Raw genomic sequence first — 25,572 nt, 5'->3', positions numbered from 1 at the left:
CCCCCCCCCCCCCCCCCCCCCCCCCCCCCCCCCCCCCCCCCCCCCCCCCCCCCCCCCCCCCCCCGCTCCCACAGGGGGTTTGTGTCAATTTGTAGCCAGGCGTTCCAGGCCGACGAACGGGCACGCATTGAGCAATTCTGCCAGGCTGCGGCCATCAGCCAGGCGCAGATCCACAGGGGCCAATTCTGCCAATGGATAGAGCACAAAGGCCCGCTCGTGCATATGGTAATGCGGGACTTTGAGGCGAGGCTCGTCAATCAGGCGGTCACCGAACAGCAGGATGTCGAGATCCAGGGTGCGCGGCCCCCAGCGCTCAAGGCGCTCGCGGCCTTGGTCGTTTTCAATGGATTGCAAGGCGTCCAGCAGCTCAAGCGGTGCCAGAGTGCTGTCGAGAGCGGCAACCGCGTTGGTGTAGCGCGGTTGGCCAGGGAGCAACGAATCGCTTTGATAGAAGGCTGAAACCCCGACCAGTTCCGATTGCGGCAACTGTGCCAGCGCCAAGGTGGCGCTGCGCAGCTGTTCGGCGGGGTCAACGAGGTTGCTGCCCATGCCGATGTAGATGCGTTCCATGGATTACTCGCCCGTGGTGCTCGAAGCGTCTGCTGAACGCTTGCGCTTGGCGCCGCCGCTGCGACGACGTTTGCGTGGGCCGCCGGTGCCGTCGTCCTTGCCACTGAGGTCGCGAATCATGTCGCGCCGCTCACTGTCGTTGGCGTCCTGGTAGTCCGTCCACCATTCGCCCAGGCCATCGGTCTGCTCGCCCGCGCTTTCGCGTAGTAGCAGGAAGTCGTAGCCGGCGCGGAATCGCGGATTGTCCAGCAGCAGGTCGGCACGTTTGCCGCTGCGCCGTGGCAGGCGCTCCTGCATGTCCCAGATCTCGCGGATCGGCATGGTGAAGCGTTTCGGGATCGCGATGCGCTGGCACTGCTCGGCAATCAGTTCGTGAGCCGCTTCCTGCATCGCCGGAATTGGCGGCATGCCACGGTCCTGCAGGCGCAATACGCGCGCCGGCAGGGCAGGCCAGAGCAGGGCGGCAAACAGGAACGCCGGGGTCACCGGTTTGTTCTGCTTGATACGCAGGTCGGTGTTGATCAGGGCTTCGCTGATCAGGGTATGGGTATAGGTCGGGTTGTATTCCAGTGCCTCGGCGCTCGCCGGGAACAGTGGATCGAACAATTGCAGGTCGACCAGCATTTCAAAAGTGTCAGCGGCGTGACCGGACAGGAACAGCTTGAGCACTTCTTCGAACAAGCGGGCTGACGGGATCTCGCGCAGCATGGGGGCCAGCTCGCGGATAGGCGTGGCGCTGTGTTTTTCGATGCCGAAATTCAGCTTGGCGGCAAAACGCACGGCCCGCAGCATCCGCACCGGATCTTCCTGGTAGCGCTGCTTGGGGTCGCCAATCAAGCGGATCAGTTGGTTGCGAATGTCGTGTACGCCGTTGGCGTAATCGAGAATGCGTTCGCTGACCGGGTCGTAATACAGGGCGTTGATGGTGAAGTCGCGACGTTGGGCGTCTTCTTCCAGGGTCCCGTAGACGTTATCGCGCAGGATGCGCCCGCTTTCGTTGCGCGAAGATTGATTGGTGTCTTCCTCTTCGTCGTTTTGCGGGTGATTGGCGCGGAAGGTCGCGACTTCGATGATTTCGCGGCCAAAGTGGATGTGTACCAGTTTGAACCGGCGGCCGATGATCCGTGCATTACGGAATTCTGCCCGTACCTGTTCGGGTGTGGCACTGGTGGCGACGTCAAAGTCTTTCGGCGTGATGCCGAGCAGCATGTCTCGCACACAGCCGCCGACCAGATAGGCCTGGTACCCGGCGCCCTGTAGGCGTTCGACGATGTTCACCGCGTAACGGCTGAATTGCGCCTTTTGCAGCGAATGTTGACCGCTGTTGAGCACTTCAGGCGTGCTGCGAATGTGTTGCGTACGACGCAGGGGAGTACGGAATGACTGGAACAGCTTCTTCAGCATGGGATGCACTGTTTGAAGGAATGTTCGGCCAAAACGAAGAATGACCGCATGATGGGCGGGGATTCTAGCATTTAGTCGGGGGATGGTGTAGGACACAGCAGATTTGAGGTGTAGGCAGGTTTCCAAATCGCAGAAACCACAAGGGGAGCCGAAGCTCCCCAAGAAGTAGTTGCATGCTCTATTTTTGTTATTGGTTTCGGGCTTCTTGTTTTTGTTGAGTGCCCTTGTCATGAAGCTTTCCTTCATGACCCTCCCAATCGGGAGCCAAGAGCAAACGGATTGCTTTGGTCGCTGTGCTGCAGTGATCTTGCGATCCAACCAGTTCAGGCTCTGTCTTAAGACAGTTTTTTGTTGTTCTCGGCCTGGTCGTGGGGCAAGCCCCAAATACAACGCCTCTCCAAAAGAATCAGTTAGCTGCGCCTCTCGCCGTCTTGTTTTTATTGTGCGTGAGTCGATTCGTCTTATTTTTATTGTGTTGTTCGTTGCTTGTTATTGTTCTTGTACCAAACATATAGCAGGGTGCGTGCCAACTTTTGCGAACCCCAGTAAAACAAGGGGTTAGGTGCGTCGAGGGGGTCAACAAGGGCCAAAAAAAACCGGGGCTTCGTTACCGTAAGCCCCGGTTCTGTTACGTGAAAAACCTGAGGTAACAGTTTTTTCACAAAATCATGTGTTACCCGCACATGAGACAGGCGGCGTTCAGCTCTCGCTTGGTACCCCAGTCTTTCGCCGCGGGATGCCCAGGCGCTGACGGCGTTCCCACAGGCACTTGCGACTGACCCCCAGTTTGCGCGCCAGTTCGGTTTCGGTCATGTGATCCTGATGCTCGAGCACGAAGTGCTGGAAGTAGTCTTCCAGGGACAGGTCTTCGGTCGGCTCATGGTTATTGTTGCCGGCGTTGCTGCCACCTTGTTGCGGAGGCAGGCCGATGAACTCGTCGTCTTCCAGGTCGCCCAGTTCGATGTCGATGCCCAGCAGCTCGGCGGAAATTTCCGGGCTCTCGCACAGGATGACGGCGCGCTCGACCGCGTTTTCCAGCTCGCGAACGTTGCCTGGCCACGAGTAATGACGAATGGCTTGCTCGGCGTCCGGGGCGAACTTCAGGTCTGTCCGGTTGATTCGTGCGCTTTGGCGCGCCAGGAACGCATTGGCGATTTCATTGACGTCCGCGCCACGCTCGCGCAGGGCTGGCAGTTTCAGGGCAATCACGTGAAGCCGGTAATACAAGTCTTCACGGAACTGGCCGATCTTCGCCAGGCTCTTGAGATCGCGGTGGGTTGCAGCAATCAGGCGCACATCGACTTTCTGCGACTGGACCGAACCCACTCGGCGAATTTCACCTTCCTGCAGCACGCGCAGCAGGCGCGCCTGGGCTTCCAGTGGCAGCTCACCGATTTCATCGAGGAACAAGGTGCCTCCGTCCGCCGCTTCCACAAGGCCGGCACGTCCAGCGCTGGCGCCAGTGAATGCGCCTTTCTCGTGGCCGAACAGTTCGGACTCGATCAGGCTTTCCGGAATGGCTGCGCAGTTCACCGAAATCATCGGCGCCTTGGCCCGCCTGGAAAGGTTGTGCAGGGCGCGCGCCACCAGTTCTTTACCAGTGCCGGACTCGCCCTGGATCAGCACATTGGAGTCTGTCGGCGCGACTTTGCGGATCTTGCCATACAGGTCCTGCATCGGTGGGCACGAGCCGATGATGCCGATTTCACCGTTACTGTTGTCGCTACCGGCTTTGGCGGCAGCGTTGGCGACTTTGCCAACGACCGGTTCGCCGCTGGCTTGCGCCGTTTGCCGGTCACGCAGGATGCGCGCGACGGCCTGGAGCATTTCGTCGTGGTCGAAAGGCTTGGCGATGTAATCCACCGCGCCCATTTTCATCGAATCCACCGCCGAGCGCAGGCTGGCATAGCTGGTCATGATCAGCACCGGAGTGCCCTGGCCAAGCTTGATCAACTCGGTACCCGGCGCGCCCGGCAGGCGCAGGTCACTGACGATCAGGTCGAACGTGTTAATGGTGAAGCGTTCTTGTGCTTCCTGCACTGAACCGGCTTCGCTGACCTGGTACTGGTTACGTTCCAGCAGGCGGCGCAAGGCGGAGCGGATAATGGTTTCGTCTTCGACGATCAAAATGTGCGGCATTGATTCGATACTCTCGACGGTCTCAGTTCACAGCGGACGTCGCTTCGACATGACGCGGTAAGGTCACCCGGATACGGGTGCCGCGTTGGCTCTGAACATCAGCCGGGCTGTCGATGGTGATTTGTCCATAATGCTCTTCAACGATGGAATAGACCAGTGCAAGGCCCAGGCCGGTACCTTCACCCGGGTCCTTGGTGGTGAAGAAGGGTTCGAACAATCGATCCATGATGCTCGATGGAATGCCGCTGCCTTCGTCCTCCACGATCAAGTCGACCGTGTGTTCGCCGGCTTCGCTCTTGACCCGCACCGCGCTGCCGGGAGGCGAGGCGTCGCGGGCGTTTGAGAGCAGGTTGATCAATACCTGGGCGAGCCGCTGCGGATCGCCTTCGACCCAGTGGTCGGGATCGCACAGGTTATAGAACTGCACTTCGAAATTGCGCCGGTTCAGGGCCAGCAGGCCGATGGCGTCCTGGGCCACTTCCGCCAGACAGACGGGCTCGTCGCTGTGCTGGTGGCTGCCGGCATGGGCAAAGCTCATCAGCGACTGGACGATGCGCGAGACGCGCTTGGTCTGTTCGAGGATCTGCCCGCTGATTTCCTTGAGTTCGCCGTCTTCCTCGCGCTCTTCGCGCAGGTTCTGCGCCAGGCAGGCGATACCGGTGATCGGGTTGCCGATTTCGTGGGCCACGCCCGCGGCCAGGCGACCGATGCTGGCCAGGCGCTCGGAGTGCACCAGTTTGTCTTCGAGCATCTGGGTTTCGGTCAGGTCTTCCACCAGCAGCACCAGGCCACTGTTGCCCGGTGCGAGGGGTTCGTCGATCGCCGCTTTGTGCAGGTTCAGCCAGCGGGTCTGGCCGTCAAGGGCCAGGTGCTGTTTGTGCAAATGCTCATCCGGGACATTGATGAAGCCTTGCAGCAATTCTTTCCATGGATCGGCAATGGTGCTCAGGCGCGAACCGACCACGCGCTGCGCGGCGATGCCGGTCAACTCCTCCATGGCTTTGTTCCACATGAGGATTTCCTGATCCTTGGCCAGCGAGCAGACGCCCATCGGCAATTCCTGCAGGGTCTGGCGGTGATAGCGGCGCAGGGCATCGAGTTCGGCGGCCAGGCCGGTCAGGCGCGAATGGTAATCCTCGAGGCGGCTTTCGATGAAGTGGATGTCCTCGGTGACATAGTTTTCGCCGCCGGCCTTGTAGGGCAGGAACGTCTCGACCATGTCCTGGGCCACGCTTGGCCCCATCAGGCCGGACAAATTGGCTTCGATCCGGTCGCGCAAGCGGCGCAAGGCGTACGGTCGACGCTCGTCGAAGGGCAGGTAGAGATCGCGCAGGGCTTGTTCGACTTCCTTCTGCGCAGCCTTGGCTCCCAGCGGTTTGGCCAGCTGAGTGGCGAATTCCTGGGGCGAGGCGGCGTGCAGCTCCCGGCGTTGCGGGCGGCGCACGTTGTCCACGGCACAGGCTTCGGCGGCGCTGGCCTCTTCAGTGCTGGCATTGGTGAACAGCGAAATCAGGGTGAACATCAGTACGTTGGCGGCCAGGGAGGCGATCGCAGCCATGTGCCAACTGGTGTCGTCGAGCACGTAGATCATGTTCAACAACGGTATGTAGAAGCCCTGCAGGTTGCCGACCAGCGGTAGCAACATGGTCACCAGCCACACCAGGATCCCCGCCAGCAGCCCGGCGATGAAGCCGCGACGGTTGGCGGTCGGCCAATACAGGACCGACAGCACGCCCGGCAGGAACTGCAGCGTGGCCACGAAGGCGACGATGCCGAGGTTGGCCAGGTCCTGCTCCGCACCCAGCAGCAGGTAGAAACCGTAGCCGGCCATGATGATGGCGACGATCAGGGCGCGACGGGTCCACTTCAACCAACGGTAGATGTTGCCTTCAGCCGGTGGCTGGTACAGCGGCAGCACCAGGTGGTTCAAGGCCATGCCCGACAGGGCCAGGGTGGTGACGATGATCAGGCCGCTGGCCGCAGACAGGCCGCCGACATAGGCCAGCAGTGCCAGGGCCTTGCTGTTGGCCGCGATGCCGATGCCCAGGGTGAAATATTCCGGGTTGGTGGTGGCGCCGAGTTTCAGGCCGGCCCAGAGAATCAGCGGCACTGCCAGGCTCATCAGCAGCAGGAACAGCGGCAAGCCCCAGCTCGCGCTGACCAGCGAGCGCGGATTGAGGTTTTCGGTGAAGGTCATGTGGTACATGTGCGGCATGACGATCGCCGAAGCGAAGAACACCAGCAACAGCGTGCGCCAAGGGCCTTCCTGCAGTGGCGTGTGCAGCGCGGCCAGGGCGGTCTGGTTTTGCAGCAGCCACAACTCCAGTTGTTGCGGGCCGTCGAATACGCCATACAGCGCATAGAGGCCGACGCCGCCGAGGGCGATCAGCTTGATCACCGACTCGAAGGCGATCGCGAACACCAGGCCTTCATGTTTTTCCCGGGTGGCGATGTGCCGGGAGCCGAAGAAAATCGTGAACAGCGTGATCAGTGCGCAGAAACTCAGCGCCACGCGATGCTGTACCGGCTCGCGGGTGAGGATGCCGATGGAGTCGGCGACTGCCTGGATCTGCAGCGCCAGCAGGGGCAATACCCCGACCAGCATGAAAATCGTGGTCAGCGCGCCGGCCCAGGTGCTGCGAAAGCGGAACGCGAACAGATCGGCCAGGGATGACAGCTGATAGGTTCGGGTGATCTTCAGGATTGGATACAGCAGCACCGGCGCCAGCAGAAACGCGCCGGAAACACCCAGGTAGCTGGACAGGAAGCCGTAGCCATACTGATAGGCCAGGCCCACGGTGCCATAAAATGCCCAGGCACTGGCGTAGACCCCCAGGGACAAGGTGTACGTCAGCGGGTGGCGAATGATCGCCCGCGGGATCATGCCCCGTTCGCTGACCCAGGCTACGCCGAACAGCACCGCCAGGTACGCGGCGCTGATCAGGATCATCTGGGTCAGGCTAAAGCTCATCGGCATCTTTTTGGCTCTGCAGGATGAAGGTCACGACGATCAGGATCAGCCAGAGCAGATAAGGGCGATACCAGGCGCCAGTGGCGTCGATCCACCAATCCATGATGGCCGGGGAAAACAGATAAATCCCCACTACCAGGAGCAGGACCAAGCGATAGATGTACATCCCGGCCTCTCTTTTTTATGCCCGTGCCCGAAAACGTGCGGCGATGGTAACGGATGGGCGCGCCACTGCAAGCACGATCACTGTAGCTGCGCCTCGGGCAGGCTCAGTGTGCGCGGGATCAACCGGGCATCCCAGTGGGCAATGCCCCAATCCAGCACTTCCCGTGGCGTGGCGTAGGCCAGTTCGGCACCGGGGTTTTGTCCCAGGGCGCGCAAGGCTCGCAACAACAACGGCGTAGCCTGATCTGCGGTGAGCGGCGGCGAACGGTAGGACTTGCCGAGTTTGTTGCCATCGGGCTGGGTGATCAGCGGGATGTGCAAGTATCGCGGCTGGCGCAGGCCGAGAAGCTCCTGCAGGTAGAGCTGGCGCGGCGTGGAATCGAGCAGGTCGGCACCGCGCACGATGTCGGTGATGCCTTGCCAGGCATCGTCCAGCACCACCGCCAGTTGATAAGCATAGAGCCCGTCGCGCCGGCGAATCACGAAATCACCGACATCCCGGCCCAGATGCTGGTGAAACTCGCCTTGCACCCGATCAATGAAGTGGTAATCAAGTTCGGGGACGCGAATGCGAATGGCGGCATCTTCGGTGCCGTGTCCGGCATTGCGGCACAACCCCGGATAGATGCCGTGGTACGGCTCCAGTTGTTTGCGCGAGCAGGTACAGGCGTAGGCCAGGCCCTGGCTGAACAGGCGATCGAGCACTTGGGCATAGGCACCGTGACGGTCGCTCTGGCGCACCATCTGGCCATCCCACTCGAAACCATAGCTCTCCAGTGCCTTGAGGATTGCGGCCTGAGCGCCGGGCTCTTCGCGGGGCGGGTCGAGATCCTCCATGCGCATCAACCAGCGCCCACCCACCGAGCGCGCGTCGAGGTACGAGGCCAATGCAGCAACCAGCGAGCCGAAGTGCAGGTGACCACTGGGCGTGGGGGCGAAGCGGCCGATGTAGGTGGGGGAGGTGATGGCGGTCATGAATGCAATGTTACGTTGTCCGGTCGTGCGCAAGTCCCATGTGGGAGCGAGCCTGCTCGCGAAAGCTGAGTGTCAGCCTGCATCAATATTGGGCCTGGAAGCCCCTTCGCGAGCAGGCTCGCTCCCACAGGTTTCCTGTCGAAGCATACGTCAGAAACAAAAACGGAGCGTTCGCACGCTCCGTTCTTTACTCAAGTCGATATTACTTGCCGACTTGCTTTTCCTTGATTTCCGCCAGAGTCTTGCAGTCGATGCACAGGTCAGCGGTAGGGCGTGCTTCAAGACGCTTGACGCCGATCTCGATGCCGCAGGACTCACACCAGCCATACTCTTCGTCTTCGATCAACTGAAGCGTCTTGTCGATCTTCTTGATCAACTTGCGCTCACGATCGCGGGCTCGAAGCTCGAGAGCGAACTCTTCTTCCTGGCTGGCACGGTCTGCCGGGTCAGGGAAGTTGGCCGCTTCGTCCTTCATGTGGTCCACAGTCTTGTCGACACCTTCCATCAGCTCTTTTTTCCACTGATTCAGAACCTTGGTGAAGTGTTTGCGCATGGGCTCGCCCATGTACTCTTCGCCAGCTTTCTGAACATAGGGCTCGAAGCCGCTGATCGCCTGATTCGCTTGTTGCTTTGCTTGGGTGGACATGAAATAGACCGCCTCTACTCTTGTAATCCATCTGCGCAGGATTGCTCCATCACCGGCACCTGCCGGCCCTGCGGCTGCAAGCGGGCGAACTTACCAGATCAAATCAGACCGCGCTACTCCCGGATGTCGAGGCCGCGGCCTGCGGCGCTTTCAAATGATGGCAAAGCGTTGCCTGGTGGCTCTGGAACCCTGCTCAATTAATGATTTTAGTCAAACCCCGGGCACTCGCTCAGTTCGTTTGTGCCTGGGTCATAAGGCCTCTGACCGCTTTAGGTTCTCGCTCGTTCCTGCGCTTGGGTAGAATTGGTTCTTTTCCCTGTTGAAGGAAGGCCAATGGCTCAGTCCTACAGTGCCCGCAGTCGCGCAATCGAACCTTTCCATGTCATGGCGTTGCTCGCGCGGGCCAATGAATTGCAGGCTGCAGGTCACGATGTGATCCACCTGGAAATCGGCGAACCGGACTTCACAACCGCCGAGCCGATCATCCGCGCCGGACAGGCGGCACTGGAGGGGGGCAAGACGCGTTACACCGCCGCGCGCGGAATCCCCGAGCTGCGCGAGGCTATTGCGGGCTTTTATCAGCAGCGTCATGGCTTGAACATCGACCCGCGACGCATCCTCATCACGCCCGGCGGTTCCGGTGCGTTGCTGCTGGCCAGTGCCTTGTTGGTCGATCCGGGCAAGCACTGGCTGCTCGCCGACCCGGGTTACCCGTGCAACCGGCACTTCCTGCGCCTGGTGGAAGGCGCCGCGCAGCTAGTCCCGGTGGGGCCGGACGTGCGTTATCAACTGACGCCGGATCTGATTGAGCGGCATTGGGACCAGGACAGTGTGGGCGCACTGGTGGCCTCACCGGCCAACCCGACCGGTACGATCCTCACTCGCGACGAGCTGGCGCAACTGTCCCAGGCCATCAAACAGCGCCACGGTCACCTGGTGGTGGACGAGATTTACCACGGCCTGACCTACGGCACCGATGCGGCCAGCGTGCTGGAAGTCGACGACAGCGCCTTTGTGCTGAATAGTTTTTCTAAATATTTCGGCATGACCGGCTGGCGTCTTGGCTGGCTGGTAGCGCCGGATGCGGCGGTGAGTGAGCTGGAAAAGCTCGCGCAAAACCTCTATATCAGCGCGCCTAGCATGGCCCAGCACGCGGCGTTGGCCTGTTTTGAACCGGCGACCATCGCGATCTTGGAAGAGCGTCGCGCCGAATTTGGTCGTCGTCGCGACTACCTGCTGCCTGCCTTGAGAGCGCTTGGTTTCGGTATCGCCGTCGAGCCGGAAGGCGCGTTCTACCTGTATGCCGATATCAGCAAGTTCGGCGGCGATGCCTTCGCGTTCTGCCGTCATTTCCTCGAAACCGAGCATGTCGCGATTACGCCCGGGCTGGACTTCGGCCGGTATCAGGCCGGGCATCATGTGCGGTTTGCCTACACCCAAAACCTTGAGCGCTTGCAGGAAGCGGTGGAGCGTATCGGGCGTGGCTTGCGGAGCTGGCAAGGCTGATGCGTTTTCATCCCCCACTCGAAGAAGGTCGGCTGATTCGCCGCTACAAGCGTTTTCTCGCCGATATCGAAACCGTCGATGGTGAGTTGCTGACTATTCATTGCCCTAACACGGGCTCGATGCTCAATTGTCAGGTCGAAGGCGGGCAGGTCTGGTTCAGTCGCTCCAATGACCCCAAGCGCAAGTTGCCCGGCACCTGGGAAGTCGGCGAAACCCCGCAAGGGCGCTTGTTCTGCGTGAATACCGGGCGGGCCAATGGCTTGATCGAAGAGGCGTTGCGAGCGGGGGTGATCACCGAGTTGAACGGCTTCACCGAGCTCAAGCGCGAAGTCGCTTACGGTCAGGAAAGCAGTCGCATCGATTTCCGCCTCGAGTACCCGAGCGGGCACGCGTACGTGGAAGTAAAAAGTGTCACCCTGGGCTATGAAGGCACGGCTGTGGCGGCGTTCCCCGATGCGGTGACCCAGCGCGGGGCCAAGCATTTGCGGGAGTTGGCCCATCTGGCTCGGGACGGGATTCGTGCGGTGCAATTGTATTGCGTCAATCTCAGCGGCATCGAAGCGGTGCGTCCGGCGCAAGAAATCGATTCAGCCTACGCACAGGCCTTGCGTGAGGCCGTGGCGTGCGGGGTTGAAGTGTTGGCCTACGGTGTTCGCCTGACCCATGAGGAGATGGTGGTGGACCGGCGTCTTGAAGTATTGCTCGGCGGTTAGAGGCTGACCCAGATGCCTTGTGCGTCTTCGCGACAATCGACACGGGTCAGCGATTGTCCTGCGCAAGGGCCGGCGACACATTCGCCGTCCTCGATCAGGAACAGGGCGCCATGGGTGGCGCACTGGATCAGGCTGTTACTGGGGTCGAGGAATTGGTCAGGGGTCCATTCGAGTCCGACGCCACGGTGCGGGCAGCGATTGATGTAGACGTAGACCTGGCCACCCCGGCGTACGGCGAACAACTTCTGGCCGTCGAGGTTGAAACCGCGGCTGCTGGCGTCGGCCAGTTCAATGCCGGTACACAGAAATTTCATGCTGATCCTCAGGTCGCAAGCACTGACCAAATAGCTGAGTTGCCCAATGCAAACCCGTTTCAGATGCTCAGGATACTGGCTGCAGCGTTGCGCGACTTTCCCGCGGGCAAAAAAAGACCCGGCAAGAGCCGGGTCAAATAACCGTGATTAGCCTGATGAGGAGATAATCTGAGAGTCCGAACCAAGGGCTTTTCAGAATATCTGACCAGTCTCGCGACCAGTTGTGATAATCATATCGATTCTCATTACCAAGTCAACAGGTGATTTCCATTTACCTGATTCCTGTCGCACGATGGTTCCAAGTCCTTGTATTCACTGAGCTCTGCCTGTCGTTTTCAGTGCACTCAACTGTGTAACCTGTTTATTCAGCAGGTCGATACGCCGGGCCATGCTCTCTATCAGGCTGTTAGCAATCTTCGGATTGCTCTGGGTAAGGCTCAAGAACTGATCCTTGGGAATGCGCATGAGGGTGCAGGGTTCACTGGTGATGACCGTTGCGTTGCGTTTCTCCCCGGTAAACACGGCCATGGCGCCGAAAATCTCATCCTTGGGCACGTCGCCCACCTTCACCCCATCGACAAACGCTTCGGCATGGCCGTCGATGATCACGAACACATGGTCCGCCTCATCGCCCTGATGGATCAGGATTTCGCCGCTGGCAACTCGCTGGAAGCCGTTGGTGGCGCGAAACTCCGGTTGCTTGAGGCGCGCCACGGCATCGGACAGCAGGGCGGTCTGGCCCGCCATGTACTGCAGGAACAGCTCCGAGCGGGTCGGGTCGGCATAGATGTGCTGGAACACCTGCGATCGAAGGTAGGGTGTCAGCGCCAGGGGCGTCTTGCTGCACAAGCGACAGCGCGGCAATCCCGCGTCCTGGCGCAGGCCGATCAGATCGCCATGCTGCAGGTAGAACAGTGCGCGATCGTCGATGCATCCATGCAGCCGGCCGTCATCCAGCATGAACAGTTGATCGGCGGGCAAAACGGCGGCCAGGTCGTCGATGGCGGAAAATTCGACGGCGGGCCCGCTCGGTGTCAAACCCTGCAACAGCCGGGCGGGAATGTTCTGCAGGCGAGTGATCAGTGTTTCGGCGTAGGCCGGTTGTTCCCCAAGTAAGTACATGGCGAGCGGTACTCGTTCAATTCTTGTGGCGTGACGAGATGGCTTCGAGTTGTTTGTTCAAGGCTTCCTTGCGTTCGGCGGGGATGTCATTCCAGTGCACGTCCATCAAGGCGCCTTCGATCGCGTACAACAACACCTTGGACGCCCGGAACCCGCGCGTGCGCACGGCTCGATAAGCATCCACCGCCCCCAGGCGACGCAAGTCCGAGGCGCTGTGGATGCCCACGGCATGCAGCCATTGCGCCGACGTCTTGCCAAGATTCTTCAGGTGTTGCAGTTCATCATTCATCAAGCCTCCTTGCGATGGCCGAATGGTGCATGGGCAAGCTTCTGAGGAGTGTAGCCATCAGTAGGAAAAGCGTGATTGTTTGCTCGTTTTTGACGCAAAAGCTTCTAAGAGGCAGCTGGCTGTGATGCTGCCAAAAGCAAGGAAAAGGTGAGAAAAGCGATCAATTTGCCAAATTTTCAGGCAATACTGCCCAAAATTCAGCGCAATGTCGGGGCGCTGGACTTGTCAATTCAGACTGGCGGTCAGCGGGTGCGATAACGCAGGCGCGTACCGAAGTTCATCGACATCAGGATTTCGTCCGCGCTCAGCTCCACTGGAAAATAGGCGCCGGAAATCTGTGCGTGGGCCAGGCTCGCACCTTCGAGCGAAGCATTGCGAAAATCGATGCCGCGCAGATCGGCGGAGCGAAAATAGGCGTCGGTGAAGTCGATGCCCTCGGCGTTGAGTTCGCGCAGGTCGAGGCCGCGGAAATCACCACCGATCATGTCGATAGGCCCCTGTTTGGGGCGCTCTTTGTTAAAACCGGTGATGTCGTCTTTATGCAGCAAGGCATACAGCGGGGAGTCGAGCAGTTTCGGCTGGCTCATGTCACGTCACCTGTTGGATTTATGACGCCAGTATAGTGCCACTGTTTGAAGGCCGTGAAGCCGGATCGGGCTTCACGGCTCAAATGCTCCTTACAGGCCGGGCAGGCGCTGGCGAATCTGTTCTACGACTGTGTCGAGGGTTCCGCTTTCGTTGGTCTGCACGCGTTTGCTGCAGAGTATTTCTGCGGGCGTCAATGCTTCACGACTGGCTTGCTGGGCTTCGATTACGGCCAGGGTGGCGTCGGACGGATCCTTTTTGTCTGCCTGGCGCAGGGCCAGCCAGCTCTCGATCACTGCTTGGGGTGCATTGCAGTCAAGGATCAGGAACGGCGCGCCGGTCGCTTCGGCCACTTTCGCCGCCTTGTCGCGCTGTTCATGCTTGAGGTAGGTGGCATCGACCACCACCGGGAACCCGGCGTGCAGGATCAGCCCGGCAATTTCATGCAAGCGCTGGTAGGTCGCGACACTGGCATCGGCACTATAAATGCCGGCTTGCAGGTCATTGGCGACGGTTTGCTCGCCGAACAGGCGTTTGCGTTCGACATCGGAGCGCAGGCGAATCGCCCCCAGTGCTTCGACCAGGCGCATGGCCACGTGGCTTTTGCCAACGGCGGAAACGCCGTGGGTGATGGCCATGAAGGGGGACGGGATGGTGCTGTAGCTTTCCGCCAGGTTGGCGTAGTTGCGGTATTGGCGCAGTGCCGTGGCGCGCTGCACCGCAGTGGCCTCGGCCGGCATGCTGAACAAGGTGACCTTGGCGCGCACCAATGCTCGGTAGGCTTTATAGAAGTTCAGCAGTTCCAGACCCTGGTAATCGCCGGTCAGCTCCAGGTATTGGCTGATGAATCGACGTGCCAGGCACTTCAGGCCGCGGTCTTCCAGGTCCATCGCCAGGAAGGCGGTGTCGGCGTACACGTCGGTGAAGCGGAACGGTTCGTTGAACTCGATGCAGTCGAAGATCACCACGCGGCCGTCGATCACGGTAGCGTTGCCCAAATGGATGTCGCCGTGGCATTCGCGAATGAAGCCCTCTGCCTTGCGTTGGGCAAACAGTGGCTTGAGACGTTCGAAGCTGCTTTCAGCCCAGGCCAGCAGGGCGTCCAGTTGCAGCAGATCGGCCTTGTCGCTGAGGAAGGGGCGAATCTGCTCGAAGTTCTGTCGTACAGGGGCCATGACGCTGTCTGCGGTCCCGGCTTCGTGTTCTGCCGGCACTCGCGGTGCGTCCAGATGGAAGCGGGCGATCTGTTCGGCCATCTGGTCGATGTGCGCCGGCGTCAGTTCGCCATTGGCTTGCAGAGTGCTGAGCAATCCGTCCTGGTCAAACTGGCGCATTTTCAGCGCGTACTCGATGGCTGGACCCTCGCCGCCCAGTTGCGGTGCTTCGGCGCTACCGGTGATCGGTAACACTTCGAGATAAAGATCCTGGGTCAGGCGCTGGTTCAGGCGCAGCTCTTCTGCGCAGAAGTGCTTCCGAGCCTCGAGGGTGGTGAAGTCGAGGAAGCCGAAGTTCATCGGCTTCTTCACTTTATAAGCAAAGGGGCCGGTAAGCACGACCCAGGAAATGTGGGTCTCGATGACCTTGAATCCATCTACAGGATGCGGGTAGAGGGCCGGGTTTTGCAGGGCGGCGATCAGGGACTGGCTCACAGGCGATCCTTAAGAGTCGGAAAAAATTCAGGTCGTCATTATGGCGTCTAGCCAGCCTAACGCAAACTCGCGGGCCTCCTGTTGACTATGAATAAAGTGCGTATAATCCGCCGCCATGACTCGTACTCGATCCCCCCGTACCCCAAAGAATCCCCCCTCCAGAGGCCTGCGGCCCTGGCTTGGCTGGGCCCTTAAACTCAGCCTGGTCGGCCTTGTGGTGCTGGCCGGGTTCGCCGTTTACCTCGATGCCATCGTGCAGGAGAAGTTCTCCGGTAAGCGCTGGATGATTCCGGCCAAGGTCTACGCACGTCCGCTCGAGCTGTTCGTCGGACAAAAGTTGAGCAGGGACGATTTTCTCACCGAGCTCGATGCCTTGGGTTATCGCCGTGAAAGCGTGGCCAACGGTCCGGGCGCGGCTTCCGTCAACGGCAATACCGTCGATCTGAATACCCGTGGCTTCCAGTTCTATGAAGGCATGGAGCAAGCGCAACCGGTGCGTGTGCGCTTCTCGGGCGACTACGTGGCCGAGCTGTCGGCGGCCAAGGGTTCGAAACTGTCGGTGGTGCGTCTGGAACCGCTGCTGATCGGTGGCCTGTACCCGAAAAACCTCGAAGACCGGATCCTGATCAAGATCGATCAGGTGCCGCCGTATTTGCTCGAGACCCTGGTCGCGGTCGAGGACCGTGACTTCTATCACCACTTTGGTGTCTCGCCGAAGTCGATTGCCCGGGCGATCTGGGTCAACGGCTCGTCGGGTCGCATGCGTCAGGGGGGAAGTACCCTGACCCAGCAGCTGGTCAAGAACTTCTACCTGACCAACGAGCGCAGCCTGACCCGCAAACTGACCGAAGCCATGATGGCGTTGCTGTTGGAACTGCACTACGACAAGCGTGAGATCCTTGAGGCTTACCTCAACGAAGTGTTTATCGGTCAGGACGGTCAACGCGCGGTGCACGGTTTCGGCCTGGCCAGCCAGTTCTTCTTCAGTCAGCCTCTGGCCGAGCTCAAGCTGCATCAGGTGGCCTTGCTGGTCGGCATGGTCAAGGGGCCGTCCTCCTACAACCCGCGCCGGTATCCGGAGCGTGCACTTGAGCGGCGTAACCTGGTGCTCGATGTGCTGCAGGAGCAGGGTGTCGCCACGGCGGAGCAAGTCGAAGCGGCGAAAAAAATGCCGTTGGGCGTGACCAAGCGCGGCAGTCTGGCGGACAGCTCGTTCCCTGGCTTCCTTGACCTGGTCAAGCGCCAGCTGCGTGAAGACTACCGCGACGAAGACTTGACCGAGGAGGGGCTGCGGATCTTCACCAGCTTCGATCCGATCCTGCAGATGAAGGCCGAAGCGTCGGTCAACGACACGTTCAAGCGCCTGTCCGGTCGCAAGGGCTCGGATGAGGTCGAGGCGGCGATGGTGGTGACCAATCCGGAAACCGGCGAGGTGCAGGCCATGATCGGCAGTCGCCAGGCCAGCTTTGCCGGTTTCAACCGGGCGCTGGACGCGGTGCGGCCGATCGGCTCGTTGATCAAGCCGGCGGTTTACCTGACGGCGCTGGAAAAACCGAGCCAGTACACATTGACCAGTTGGCTGTCGGACGACTACTTCTCGGTCAAGGGCGCCGACGGCCAGGTCTGGAAACCGCAGAACTATGATCGCCGTTCCCACGGCACGGTCTTCCTTTACCAAGGGCTGGCGCACTCCTACAACTTGTCGACCGCACGCCTGGGCCTGGCCGTGGGTGTGCCGAATGTCCTCAAGACTCTTGGGCGCCTGGGTGTCAGTCGCGAGTTTCCGGCCTTCCCGTCGATGTTGCTGGGCGCTGGCGGTATGACCCCGATCGAAGTGGCGACCATGTACCAGACGCTCGCCAATGGCGGTTTCAATACGCCGATGCGCGGGATCCGTAGCGTCCTGACGGCGGAAGGCGAGCCGCTCAAGCGTTATCCGTTCCAGATCCAGCAGCGTTTCGACCCCGCGTCGATCTACCTGATCCAGAGCGCCATGCAGCGCGTGATGCGTGAAGGTACCGGCAGCTCGGTCTACAACGTGTTGCCAAAGACCTTGACCCTGGCCGGCAAGACCGGCACCAGTAACGACTCGCGAGACAGTTGGTTCGCAGGTTTCAGTCAGGACTTGCTGGCGGTGGTCTGGTTGGGACGCGACGACAACGGCAAGACACCGTTCACGGGTGCCACCGGTGCGTTGCAGGTCTGGACCAGCTTCATGCGCAAGGCCGACCCGTTGCCGCTGGACATGCCGCAGCCGGATAATATCGTTCAGGCCTGGGTCGATTCGCGAACCGGCCAAGGCTCCGACGCCGGTTGCCCCGGCGCCGTGCAGATGCCGTATATTCGCGGCAGCGAACCGCCTCCCGGTCCCGCTTGTGGTGGCGAAAGCCCGATCAACGGTGAAACGGTGATGGATTGGGTCAAGGGCTGGATGAATTAAGCAAAGAGGGTTTCAAGTGAACAAGTGGTTGATTCCAGCGATTACCGCCGTGGCTTTGCTCAGCGGTTGTTCTTCGGTACAGCGCGGCTCGATTCCGGTGGTGGACTCCGGCACCAAGGTCTCCAATAGCGAGCGCGTATCGGCGAACGGCGGCTACCGTCAGACGACGGTAAAGCGTCCTGTGCAACCCCAGGCCCAGGAGATTCCACAAGGCGATACTGGTGTTGTCGTGATGGTGCCGGGTGGTGGTGCGGTGACGTCGGCACCGATCAGCACGACTCCGATTACTCCGGGACCAATAACCCCGGGCCCGATTACGCCCGGGCCGATCGATACGTCGCCGGTTCAGTCCGCACCGGTCAATCAAGGCAGCTACAGCATGCCCTCGACACCGAGCGGGATTCCGTCGGCCACTTCCGGTGGCTTGTCCGCCGACGAGCAACTGGACGGGCCGGTGCTGGCATTATTAACCACCGCTCAGCAGCAACAGGCCGGCGGCGATCTCAATGGCGCTTCTTCCAGCCTCGAGCGCGCCCAGCGTGTCGCCCCGCGTGAGCCGCAAGTGCTCTATCGCCTGGCGCAGGTGCGCATGGCCCAAGGTGATGCGCCGCAGGCCGAGCAATTTGCTCGCCGTGGCCTGACCTTCGCCAACGGGCGTCCGGCACTGCAGGCCAGCCTTTGGGAGCTGATTGCCCAAGCGCGCGAGAAGCAGGGTGATTCGGCGGGCGCCGCTTTGGCTCGCCAGAAAGCCAAGGTTACTTCGTGATGGATGTACGGTTTCCGAAGATTGCCGATCAACTGCTGCTGATCGAACGCGAATTGCGGGTGCAAGGGTGGTGGGACGAGGTCGCGCCATCCGCTGAAGCGCTGTCCAGCGTCGAGCCGTTTTCAGTTGATACGCTGGACTTCGAGCAGTGGCTGCAATGGATCTTCCTGCCGCGCATGAAAGCAATCCTGGAGCAGGATCTGCCCTTGCCGAATGCATCGGGGATTCAGGAGATGGCTGAAATGGTCTTCGCCCAGCGCAATGTCCAGGGCAAGGACCGGCAGCTGCAGGCTTTGCTCAAAGAGTTCGATCAACTAATCACCGCCTCGCGCTGAGCTGCGATCCCCTGTAGGAGCTGTCGAGTGCAACGAGGCTGCGATCTTTTGATCTTGCTTTCAAAAAAAGATCGCAGCCTCGTTGCACACGACAGCTCCTACATGCAGTTATCCGCAATCTGCCTTTGCGTTTCATCGATGCGCTCCTGACGCTGGGAGCCATCAATACGCCGCATCTGGCCATCCACTTCCTCTCTTAAACGCGGATTATTCTGCAATTGCGCCAGATTGGTTCGCGCCTGTTCGCAGAAAGCCTTCAGCTGGTTCTGTTGCTCGCTCACCTGCTTCTTCACCGACTTGTCGATCGCCTGTTGGTCGCCAATGGCCCCGTTTTGTGCGCCAGTGCCCGACCTGCCAGGCTTTGGGGCGGGCGTGACGATGGTAGTGGCAGGCTGATCCCGAGGCGGTTGAGCATCGAAATGGGTAACGCCCTGGGCGTCGACCCACTGGTAAATCTGCGCGGCCATGCACATCGGGCTAAGGGCGAGCATCAGGCCGGCGATGAGGAAGTGCGTACGCATGCCAATTCCTTGTCAAAAGTTGCGCAATTGAAGCTAACACGCAGGGGGTTTACAGGTTTTTTCTTGCGTTCTCATGTGGTTAGTAGAATAAAGCTCATAGACGACTTGACTTGCAAGGGATGAAACAGAAGAATCCAAAGTCCGCTGTAGAGGGACTGCCAGAAGCAGACCCACTCGGCAGATCATGAGGCGCACATCCGCGCCGACCTGTTACACCCGCAACGCGTTACCTCGCGCTGGGTGGGAAAGGCCCGCAACACTTGGGACGATCCCAATACTTGCTCAGTCAGTGCTGACGTAGTCGGCGACCACCGTCGCTCATGCTCTGCTGGGAAGTAAACCTATTAAGACCCGTCCCCCTTTTCGTGGACGGTATTCTGGCGTTTTAGAGGTGAACAACGTGGAGCTTTTATCTGGCGGTGAGATGCTCGTCCGCTTTTTGCGCGACGAAGGCGTCAAATATATCTACGGGTACCCGGGTGGTGCTCTTCTTCATGTCTATGATGCCTTGTTCAAAGAACCGGAAGTGACTCACATCCTGGTTCGTCACGAGCAGGCCGCGACCCATATGGCTGACGGCTACGCCCGTGCCACCGGTAAAGCCGGCGTGGTACTGGTGACCTCCGGCCCGGGCGCGACCAACGCCATCACCGGTATCGCCACGGCCTACATGGACTCCATTCCGATGGTGGTGATTTCTGGCCAGGTGCCTAGCACCATGGTCGGTACCGACGCCTTCCAGGAAACCGACATGATCGGTATCTCCCGGCCGATCGTGAAACACAGCTTCATGATCAAGCATGCGTCGGAAATCCCGGAAGTCATGAAGAAGGCGTTCTACCTGGCGCAATCCGGTCGTCCTGGTCCGGTCGTTGTCGACATTCCGAAAGACATGACCAACCCGGCCGAGAAGTTCGAATACGTCTTCCCGAAAAAAGCCAAGCTGCGCTCCTACAGCCCGGCCGTTCGCGGCCACTCGGGGCAAATCCGCAAGGCGGCAGAAATGCTCCTGGCGGCCAAGCGGCCTGTGCTGTATTCGGGCGGTGGCGTCATCCTGGGTGGTGGTTCCGCGCCGCTCACCGAGTTGGCGAAGATGCTCAACCTGCCAGTGACCAACACCCTGATGGGCCTGGGCGGTTACCCTGGTACCGACCGTCAGTTCATCGGCATGCTGGGTATGCACGGCAGCTACACCGCCAACCTGGCGATGCACCATGCTGACGTGATCCTGGCCGTCGGCGCACGCTTCGACGACCGCGTCATCAACGGTGCATCGAAGTTCTGCCCGAACGCCAAGATCATCCACATCGACATCGACCCGGCTTCGATCTCCAAGACCATCAAGGCCGATGTGCCTATCGTGGGTCCGGTCGAGAGCGTCCTGACCGAAATGGTCGCGATCCTCAAGGAAATCGGCGAGACCCCGAACAAGGAGTCCGTGGCCAGTTGGTGGAAGCAGATCGACGAGTGGCGCGGTGACCGCGGCCTGTTCCCTTATGACAAGGGCGACGGCAGTGTCATCAAGCCGCAGGCGGTGATTGAAACCCTGTGCGAAGTGACCAAGGGCGATGCCTTTGTAGCCTCCGACGTGGGTCAGCACCAGATGTTCGCGGCGCAGTACTACAAGTTCAACAAGCCGAACCGCTGGATCAACTCCGGTGGCCTGGGCACGATGGGCTTCGGTTTCCCTGCGGCCATGGGTATCAAGTTGAGCTTTCCGGATGATGACGTCGCCTGCGTAACGGGCGAGGGCAGCATCCAGATGAACATTCAGGAATTGTCGACCTGCCTGCAATACGGTTTGCCGGTCAAGATCGTCATCCTGAACAACGGTGTACTGGGCATGGTTCGCCAATGGCAGGACATGAGCTACGGCAGCCGTCACTCTCATTCCTACATGGAATCGCTGCCTGATTTCGTCAAGCTGGCGGAGGCCTATGGCCACGTTGGCGTGCGCATCACTGATTCGAAAGATTTGAAGTCGAAGATGGAAGAGGCGTTCGCCATGAAAGATCGCCTGGTGGTAATCGATATTTCGGTCGACACCAGCGAGCACGTCTATCCGATGCAGATCAAAGACGGCTCCATGCGCGATATGTGGCTGAGCAAGACGGAGCGTACTTAATCATGCGGCACATTATTTCCTTGCTTCTGGAAAACGAACCTGGCGCTTTGTCTCGTGTTGTCGGCCTGTTCTCGCAGCGCAACTACAACATCGAAAGCCTGACCGTGGCCCCCACCGAAGACCCGACCCTGTCGCGTCTGACGCTGACCACTGTCGGGCACGATGAAGTCATCGAGCAGATCACCAAGAACCTGAACAAGCTGATCGAAGTGGTCAAATTGGTCGACCTGTCGGAAAGTGCTCACATCGAGCGCGAACTGATGCTGGTCAAGGTCAAGGCCACCGGCGCCCAGCGCGCCGAGATCAAGCGCACCACCGATATTTACCGTGGACAGATCGTCGATGTCAGTGCCAGCGTATATACCGTTCAATTGACCGGTACCAGCGACAAGCTCGACAGCTTCATCCAGTCCATTGGCACCGCCTCGATCCTGGAGACCGTCCGCAGTGGCGTCACCGGTATTGCCCGCGGCGACAAAGTACTCAGCATCTAAACCAAATTAGCGAATGGCCTGAACGGCCTGATATAGGGGAAATTCATGAAAGTTTTCTACGATAAAGACTGCGACCTGTCGATCATCCAGGGCAAGAAAGTTGCCATCATCGGTTACGGCTCCCAAGGCCACGCTCAAGCGTGCAACCTGAAAGATTCCGGCGTTGACGTGACTGTTGGCCTGCGCAAAGGCTCGGCCACTGTTGCCAAGGCTGAAGCCCACGGCCTGAAAGTGACTGACGTTGCTTCCGCTGTTGCTGCTGCCGACCTGGTCATGATCCTGACCCCGGACGAGTTCCAGTCTTCCCTGTACAAGAACGAAATCGAGCCGAACATCAAGAAAGGCGCCACCCTGGCCTTCTCCCACGGTTTCGCGATCCACTACAACCAGGTTGTGCCGCGCGCTGACCTCGACGTGATCATGATCGCGCCGAAGGCTCCAGGTCATACCGTACGTTCCGAGTTCGTCAAAGGCGGCGGTATCCCTGACCTGATCGCGATCTACCAGGACGCATCCGGCAACGCTAAAAACGTAGCACTGTCCTACGCTGCTGGCGTGGGTGGCGGTCGTACCGGCATCATCGAAACCACCTTCAAGGACGAGACTGAAACCGACCTGTTCGGCGAACAAGCCGTTCTGTGCGGCGGTACCGTTGAACTGGTAAAAGCTGGTTTCGAAACCCTGGTTGAAGCTGGCTACGCGCCGGAAATGGCCTACTTCGAATGCCTGCACGAACTGAAGCTGATCGTGGACCTCATGTACGAAGGCGGTATCGCCAACATGAACTACTCGATCTCCAACAACGCCGAGTACGGCGAGTACGTGACTGGCCCGGAAGTGATCAACGCCGAATCCCGTCAGGCCATGCGCAACGCCCTGAAACGCATTCAGGACGGCGAATACGCCAAGATGTTCATCAGCGAAGGCGCTACCGGCTATCCTTCGATGACCGCCAAGCGTCGTAATAACGCCGCGCACGGTATCGAAGTCATCGGCGAGCAACTGCGCTCCATGATGCCTTGGATCGGTGCCAACAAGATCGTCGACAAAGCCAAGAACTAAGTCGATTGCTTGTCCGAAAAACGCGGCTTAGGCCGCGTTTTTTCGTTTGGGTGATCGGTTCTGGTATAAAGCTGCATCGTTTGCGGTCGAACCGTCGTCCCAGACACCTGTCGAAACTTTCCACCCCGTTGCAAGGTAATGTCCATGAGCGAACGTCCCGAAGAGCCAAAGCAGGCTTCTGACGCCGAAAGCCTTCTGCCCATCGATGAGCACATCGAAGAAGGGCATGACGCTGACGGCCGTAAAGTCCGGCATCGTGGTATCTATCTTCTGCCGAATCTGTTCACCACTGCGAATCTCTTCGCAGGGTTCTATTCCATCATCAACTCGATGAGCGCCCAGAGTGCCTTGAGTGCCGGCGATTCGATTGGTGCGAGCAAGTATTTTGCGTTCGCCGCCATCGCGATTTTCGTGGCGATGGTGCTCGACGGCCTTGACGGCCGCGTTGCCCGCATGACCAATACCCAGAGCGCCTTTGGCGCCGAGTACGACTCGCTGTCGGACATGGTCGCCTTTGGCGTGGCACCGGCGTTGCTCGCCTTCGGCTGGGCGCTTGGTGACATGGGCAAGGTCGGCTGGATGGTCGCCTTCATCTATGTCGCGGGTGCGGCGTTGCGCCTGGCACGGTTCAACACCCAGGTCGGTACTGCCGACAAGCGTTATTTCATCGGTCTCGCCAGCCCGGCTGCGGCGGGAGTCGTAGCCGGTATTGTCTGGGCGTTCAGTGATTACGGCATCCAGGGTTCCAAGATGTCCTTCCTGGTTGCGCTGATGGTGGCGGCGGCCGGCATGCTGATGGTCAGCAACATCAAGTACAACAGCTTCAAGGAGCTGGACCTGAAAGGGCGCGTTCCGTTTGTGGCGATCCTTGCTGTGGTGTTGGTGTTTGCCGTCGTATTCAGTGATCCGCCGCGCATCCTGCTCCTGGTGTTCCTCGCCTACGCCGCATCTGGTCCAGTGCAATACCTGTTACATCTTCGTCGGCGTAAAAGCGCCGAGTGATGTAATTTCCCTCATACTCCGCAGTCTGTTGGTGCGCCTGTTCTCCAATGCTGCGGAGTAGCCATGCTGATCAAAGTCCCAAAAGCGTCCGACTGCCATGAGTCGGACGTCACGCCTGAATCTCTCTATCTTTCTCGACGCAATGTATTGGGTGCTGCCGTAACCGGATTGGCGGTGAGCAGTCTGCCGCGGTGGGCGGTGGCCGATGAAGCGGCGCGATACCCGGGTGTCGAGCCTGGCAAGGCACCCTCCTGGTTTGGCGAAAAGCTTCCCTCGATTCGATGGGGTGCCGTCAGCGTGAAGGATGAGGCGATCACACCGTTCAAGGACGCGACGCATTACAACAACTTCTATGAGTTCGGCACTGACAAGGGTGACCCGGCTGCCAACGCCGGTGCGCTGAAAACCGAACCCTGGAGCGTGGTCGTGGACGGGGAGGTGGGTAAGCCTGGGCGGTATGCTCTGGAAGACTTCATGAAGCCTTATCAGTTGGAAGAGCGCATTTACCGTTTGCGCTGCGTTGAGGCGTGGTCGATGGTGATTCCATGGATCGGCTTCCCCATTTCGGCGCTGCTTGGCCAGGTAGAGCCCACGTCAAGCGCCAAATTCATACGCTTCGAAACCCTGCAGGATCCAAAGAGCATGCCTGGACAGCGGTCCGGGTTCGCCTTGATCGACTGGCCTTATGTAGAAGGGCTGCGATTGGATGAAGCCATGAACCCGCTGGCAATACTGGCGGTGGGGATGTACGGGCGTGAGTTGCCGAACCAGAACGGGGCGCCTTTGCGTTTGGTCGTGCCATGGAAGTACGGGTTTAAAAGCATCAAGTCCATCGTGCGGATAAGCCTGGTGAGCGAACAGCCTAAAACCACTTGGCAGAGTATTGCCGCGGATGAATACGGTTTCTACGCGAACGTGAATCCTACGGTTGACCACCCGCGCTGGACCCAGGCTCGCGAGCGCCGACTGCCGAGCGGCCTGTTCAAGCCCAATGTGCGTGACACGCTGATATTCAACGGTTATGCGGATGAAGTCGCTTCTTTATATGCAGGGCTCGATTTGCGGAAGAATTATTGATGCGATATCCGCTCTGGCGTACAGCGGTTTTCATTTGTGCAATGGTGTGGCCGCTGCTTTGGTTGTACCAGGCCTGGCAGGATGCGCTGGGGCCTGATCCCGGCAAGGTGCTGGTTGATCGGTTGGGGTTAGGGGCGCTTGTGCTGTTGCTCATCACGCTCAGTATGACGCCGCTGCAAAAGCTCACGGGTTGGGCGGTGTGGATAGCGGTCCGGCGGCAATTGGGATTGTGGTGTTTCGCTTACGTGGTTCTGCACTTGAGCGCCTACCTGGCGTTCATCCTTGGATTTGACTGGTCGCAGCTAGGTGTCGAATTGCGCAAGCGACCGTACATCATTGTCGGGGCATTGGGTTTTTTGTGTTTGCTGTCGTTGGCTTGCACGTCCAATCGATACAGCCAACGACGTATGGGAGTTCTTTGGAAGAAGCTGCATCGCTTGGCTTATCTGGTTCTCGTGCTCGGATTGCTGCATATGCTCTGGATCGTGCGCGCCGATGTTAAGGAGTGGTCGATCTATGCATCTATAGGCGCATTGCTGTTAGTGCTCAGGCTACCGCCGCTGGCTCGTCGAATCCCGCGCCTGATCGCTAAAAAGGGTACTTCTGCCAAAAAGGCGTAATTAGTGGTTGACGGCAGATTCTGGAAGCCTATAATTCGCCCCACTTCCGGCGCAGTCGAAACGGAAAACTCCTTGGTAAACA

Annotated in this window: 24 protein-coding genes; 11 read left to right on the top strand and 13 right to left on the bottom strand. The window is 59.6% G+C overall.

Annotated features, from left to right (window positions below):
- Positions 1 to 84: 84 nt before the first annotated feature.
- The 7 genes from folK to dksA form a co-directional block, all read right to left on the bottom strand.
- Positions 85 to 570: a 2-amino-4-hydroxy-6-hydroxymethyldihydropteridine diphosphokinase gene (gene folK / locus AC1Q8Q_RS30090; RefSeq protein ID WP_020798593.1), complete on the bottom strand. Its 486-nt coding sequence runs from the start codon at positions 568 to 570 to the stop codon at positions 85 to 87.
- A gap of 3 nt (positions 571 to 573) precedes the next feature.
- Complete coding sequence (locus AC1Q8Q_RS30085) at positions 574 to 1,974, bottom strand: polynucleotide adenylyltransferase PcnB (protein WP_020798592.1); 1,401 nt, start codon at positions 1,972 to 1,974, stop codon at positions 574 to 576.
- 699 nt (positions 1,975 to 2,673) lie between these two features.
- Entirely contained in the window at positions 2,674 to 4,113 is a 1,440-nt protein-coding gene (locus AC1Q8Q_RS30080) for a sigma-54-dependent transcriptional regulator (protein ID WP_020798591.1), read from the bottom strand.
- A gap of 22 nt (positions 4,114 to 4,135) precedes the next feature.
- A complete protein-coding gene (locus AC1Q8Q_RS30075) occupies positions 4,136 to 7,090 on the bottom strand; it encodes a sensor histidine kinase (protein WP_162276369.1) in 2,955 nt (984 codons plus the stop codon).
- Positions 7,074 to 7,250, bottom strand: a complete 177-nt coding sequence (locus AC1Q8Q_RS30070; protein WP_003176118.1) for a hypothetical protein — start codon at positions 7,248 to 7,250, stop codon at positions 7,074 to 7,076. The genes AC1Q8Q_RS30075 and AC1Q8Q_RS30070 overlap by 17 nt, the downstream gene beginning before the upstream one ends.
- Before the next feature lie 77 nt (positions 7,251 to 7,327).
- Entirely contained in the window at positions 7,328 to 8,224 is an 897-nt protein-coding gene (gene gluQRS / locus AC1Q8Q_RS30065; protein WP_168758954.1) for a tRNA glutamyl-Q(34) synthetase GluQRS, read from the bottom strand.
- Positions 8,225 to 8,426: 202 nt separating this feature from the next.
- Positions 8,427 to 8,870 (bottom strand): RNA polymerase-binding protein DksA, encoded by a 444-nt coding sequence (gene dksA, locus AC1Q8Q_RS30060; protein ID WP_008058386.1) that lies wholly within the window; start codon positions 8,868 to 8,870, stop codon positions 8,427 to 8,429.
- Positions 8,871 to 9,203: 333 nt separating this feature from the next.
- Here dksA and AC1Q8Q_RS30055 point away from each other — a divergent pair, with 333 nt between their 5' ends.
- Both AC1Q8Q_RS30055 and sfsA read left to right on the top strand, forming a co-directional pair.
- Positions 9,204 to 10,376 (top strand): pyridoxal phosphate-dependent aminotransferase, encoded by a 1,173-nt coding sequence (locus tag AC1Q8Q_RS30055; protein ID WP_020798588.1) that lies wholly within the window; start codon positions 9,204 to 9,206, stop codon positions 10,374 to 10,376.
- Entirely contained in the window at positions 10,376 to 11,089 is a 714-nt protein-coding gene (sfsA, locus tag AC1Q8Q_RS30050; protein WP_020798587.1) for a DNA/RNA nuclease SfsA, read from the top strand. Before AC1Q8Q_RS30055 ends, sfsA begins: the two co-directional genes overlap by 1 nt.
- On the opposite strand, the gene AC1Q8Q_RS30045 is transcribed toward sfsA, so the two are convergent.
- The 5 genes from AC1Q8Q_RS30045 to AC1Q8Q_RS30025 all read right to left on the bottom strand — a co-directional run bounded on the left by AC1Q8Q_RS30045 (position 11,086) and on the right by AC1Q8Q_RS30025 (position 15,048).
- Positions 11,086 to 11,403, bottom strand: a complete 318-nt coding sequence (locus tag AC1Q8Q_RS30045; protein WP_020798586.1) for a Rieske (2Fe-2S) protein — start codon at positions 11,401 to 11,403, stop codon at positions 11,086 to 11,088. The two genes, sfsA and AC1Q8Q_RS30045, sit on opposite strands and share 4 nt — an antisense overlap.
- A gap of 312 nt (positions 11,404 to 11,715) precedes the next feature.
- Positions 11,716 to 12,525 carry a Crp/Fnr family transcriptional regulator gene (locus tag AC1Q8Q_RS30040; RefSeq protein WP_020798585.1) on the bottom strand — a complete coding sequence of 270 codons (810 nt, stop codon included), beginning with the start codon at positions 12,523 to 12,525 and terminating at the stop codon, positions 11,716 to 11,718.
- Positions 12,526 to 12,541: 16 nt separating this feature from the next.
- Complete coding sequence (locus tag AC1Q8Q_RS30035) at positions 12,542 to 12,814, bottom strand: TfoX/Sxy family protein (RefSeq protein WP_007971093.1); 273 nt, start codon at positions 12,812 to 12,814, stop codon at positions 12,542 to 12,544.
- 242 nt (positions 12,815 to 13,056) lie between these two features.
- Entirely contained in the window at positions 13,057 to 13,401 is a 345-nt protein-coding gene (locus tag AC1Q8Q_RS30030) for a pentapeptide repeat-containing protein (RefSeq protein ID WP_020798584.1), read from the bottom strand.
- A gap of 90 nt (positions 13,402 to 13,491) precedes the next feature.
- On the bottom strand, positions 13,492 to 15,048 hold the full coding sequence (locus AC1Q8Q_RS30025; protein ID WP_033044038.1) for a bifunctional aminoglycoside phosphotransferase/ATP-binding protein: 1,557 nt from the start codon (positions 15,046 to 15,048) through the stop codon (positions 13,492 to 13,494).
- A 115-nt stretch (positions 15,049 to 15,163) separates the two neighbouring features.
- Here AC1Q8Q_RS30025 and mrcB point away from each other — a divergent pair, with 115 nt between their 5' ends.
- Genes mrcB through AC1Q8Q_RS30010 form a run of 3 tightly spaced genes read left to right on the top strand, consistent with a single transcriptional unit; the run spans position 15,164 to position 18,589 of the window.
- Positions 15,164 to 17,488, top strand: coding sequence for a penicillin-binding protein 1B (gene mrcB, locus AC1Q8Q_RS30020; protein ID WP_033044039.1), 2,325 nt, complete (start codon positions 15,164 to 15,166; stop codon positions 17,486 to 17,488).
- 16 nt (positions 17,489 to 17,504) lie between these two features.
- The gene (locus tag AC1Q8Q_RS30015; RefSeq protein ID WP_020798581.1) at positions 17,505 to 18,254 is read left to right on the top strand and encodes a tetratricopeptide repeat protein; all 750 of its coding nucleotides are present in this window, start codon (positions 17,505 to 17,507) and stop codon (positions 18,252 to 18,254) included.
- Positions 18,254 to 18,589 (top strand): YqcC family protein, encoded by a 336-nt coding sequence (locus AC1Q8Q_RS30010; RefSeq protein ID WP_020798580.1) that lies wholly within the window; start codon positions 18,254 to 18,256, stop codon positions 18,587 to 18,589. Before AC1Q8Q_RS30015 ends, AC1Q8Q_RS30010 begins: the two co-directional genes overlap by 1 nt.
- Before the next feature lie 98 nt (positions 18,590 to 18,687).
- On the opposite strand, the gene AC1Q8Q_RS30005 is transcribed toward AC1Q8Q_RS30010, so the two are convergent.
- Positions 18,688 to 19,110 (bottom strand): DUF4124 domain-containing protein, encoded by a 423-nt coding sequence (locus tag AC1Q8Q_RS30005; RefSeq protein ID WP_168758953.1) that lies wholly within the window; start codon positions 19,108 to 19,110, stop codon positions 18,688 to 18,690.
- Positions 19,111 to 19,510: 400 nt separating this feature from the next.
- On the opposite strand from AC1Q8Q_RS30005, the gene AC1Q8Q_RS30000 reads away from it, so the two are divergent.
- The 6 genes from AC1Q8Q_RS30000 (at position 19,511) to msrQ (ending at position 25,490) form a co-directional block, all read left to right on the top strand.
- Positions 19,511 to 21,235 carry an acetolactate synthase 3 large subunit gene (locus AC1Q8Q_RS30000; protein WP_020798578.1) on the top strand — a complete coding sequence of 575 codons (1,725 nt, stop codon included), beginning with the start codon at positions 19,511 to 19,513 and terminating at the stop codon, positions 21,233 to 21,235.
- A 2-nt stretch (positions 21,236 to 21,237) separates the two neighbouring features.
- Entirely contained in the window at positions 21,238 to 21,729 is a 492-nt protein-coding gene (gene ilvN / locus AC1Q8Q_RS29995) for an acetolactate synthase small subunit (protein WP_003176102.1), read from the top strand.
- Positions 21,730 to 21,774: 45 nt separating this feature from the next.
- Positions 21,775 to 22,791 (top strand): ketol-acid reductoisomerase, encoded by a 1,017-nt coding sequence (ilvC, locus tag AC1Q8Q_RS29990; RefSeq protein WP_007909969.1) that lies wholly within the window; start codon positions 21,775 to 21,777, stop codon positions 22,789 to 22,791.
- Between the two features lie 144 nt (positions 22,792 to 22,935).
- Positions 22,936 to 23,793: a CDP-diacylglycerol--serine O-phosphatidyltransferase gene (gene pssA, locus AC1Q8Q_RS29985; RefSeq protein WP_020798577.1), complete on the top strand. Its 858-nt coding sequence runs from the start codon at positions 22,936 to 22,938 to the stop codon at positions 23,791 to 23,793.
- A gap of 63 nt (positions 23,794 to 23,856) precedes the next feature.
- Positions 23,857 to 24,870: a protein-methionine-sulfoxide reductase catalytic subunit MsrP gene (msrP, locus tag AC1Q8Q_RS29980; protein ID WP_020798576.1), complete on the top strand. Its 1,014-nt coding sequence runs from the start codon at positions 23,857 to 23,859 to the stop codon at positions 24,868 to 24,870.
- Positions 24,870 to 25,490 carry a protein-methionine-sulfoxide reductase heme-binding subunit MsrQ gene (msrQ, locus tag AC1Q8Q_RS29975; protein ID WP_042955491.1) on the top strand — a complete coding sequence of 207 codons (621 nt, stop codon included), beginning with the start codon at positions 24,870 to 24,872 and terminating at the stop codon, positions 25,488 to 25,490. Before msrP ends, msrQ begins: the two co-directional genes overlap by 1 nt.
- Positions 25,491 to 25,572 lie beyond the last annotated feature (82 nt).

This window comes from Pseudomonas sp. GW823-FHT06B06 (genome assembly GCF_058795195.1).
This window is presented reverse-complemented; position numbering and strand designations above follow the sequence as displayed.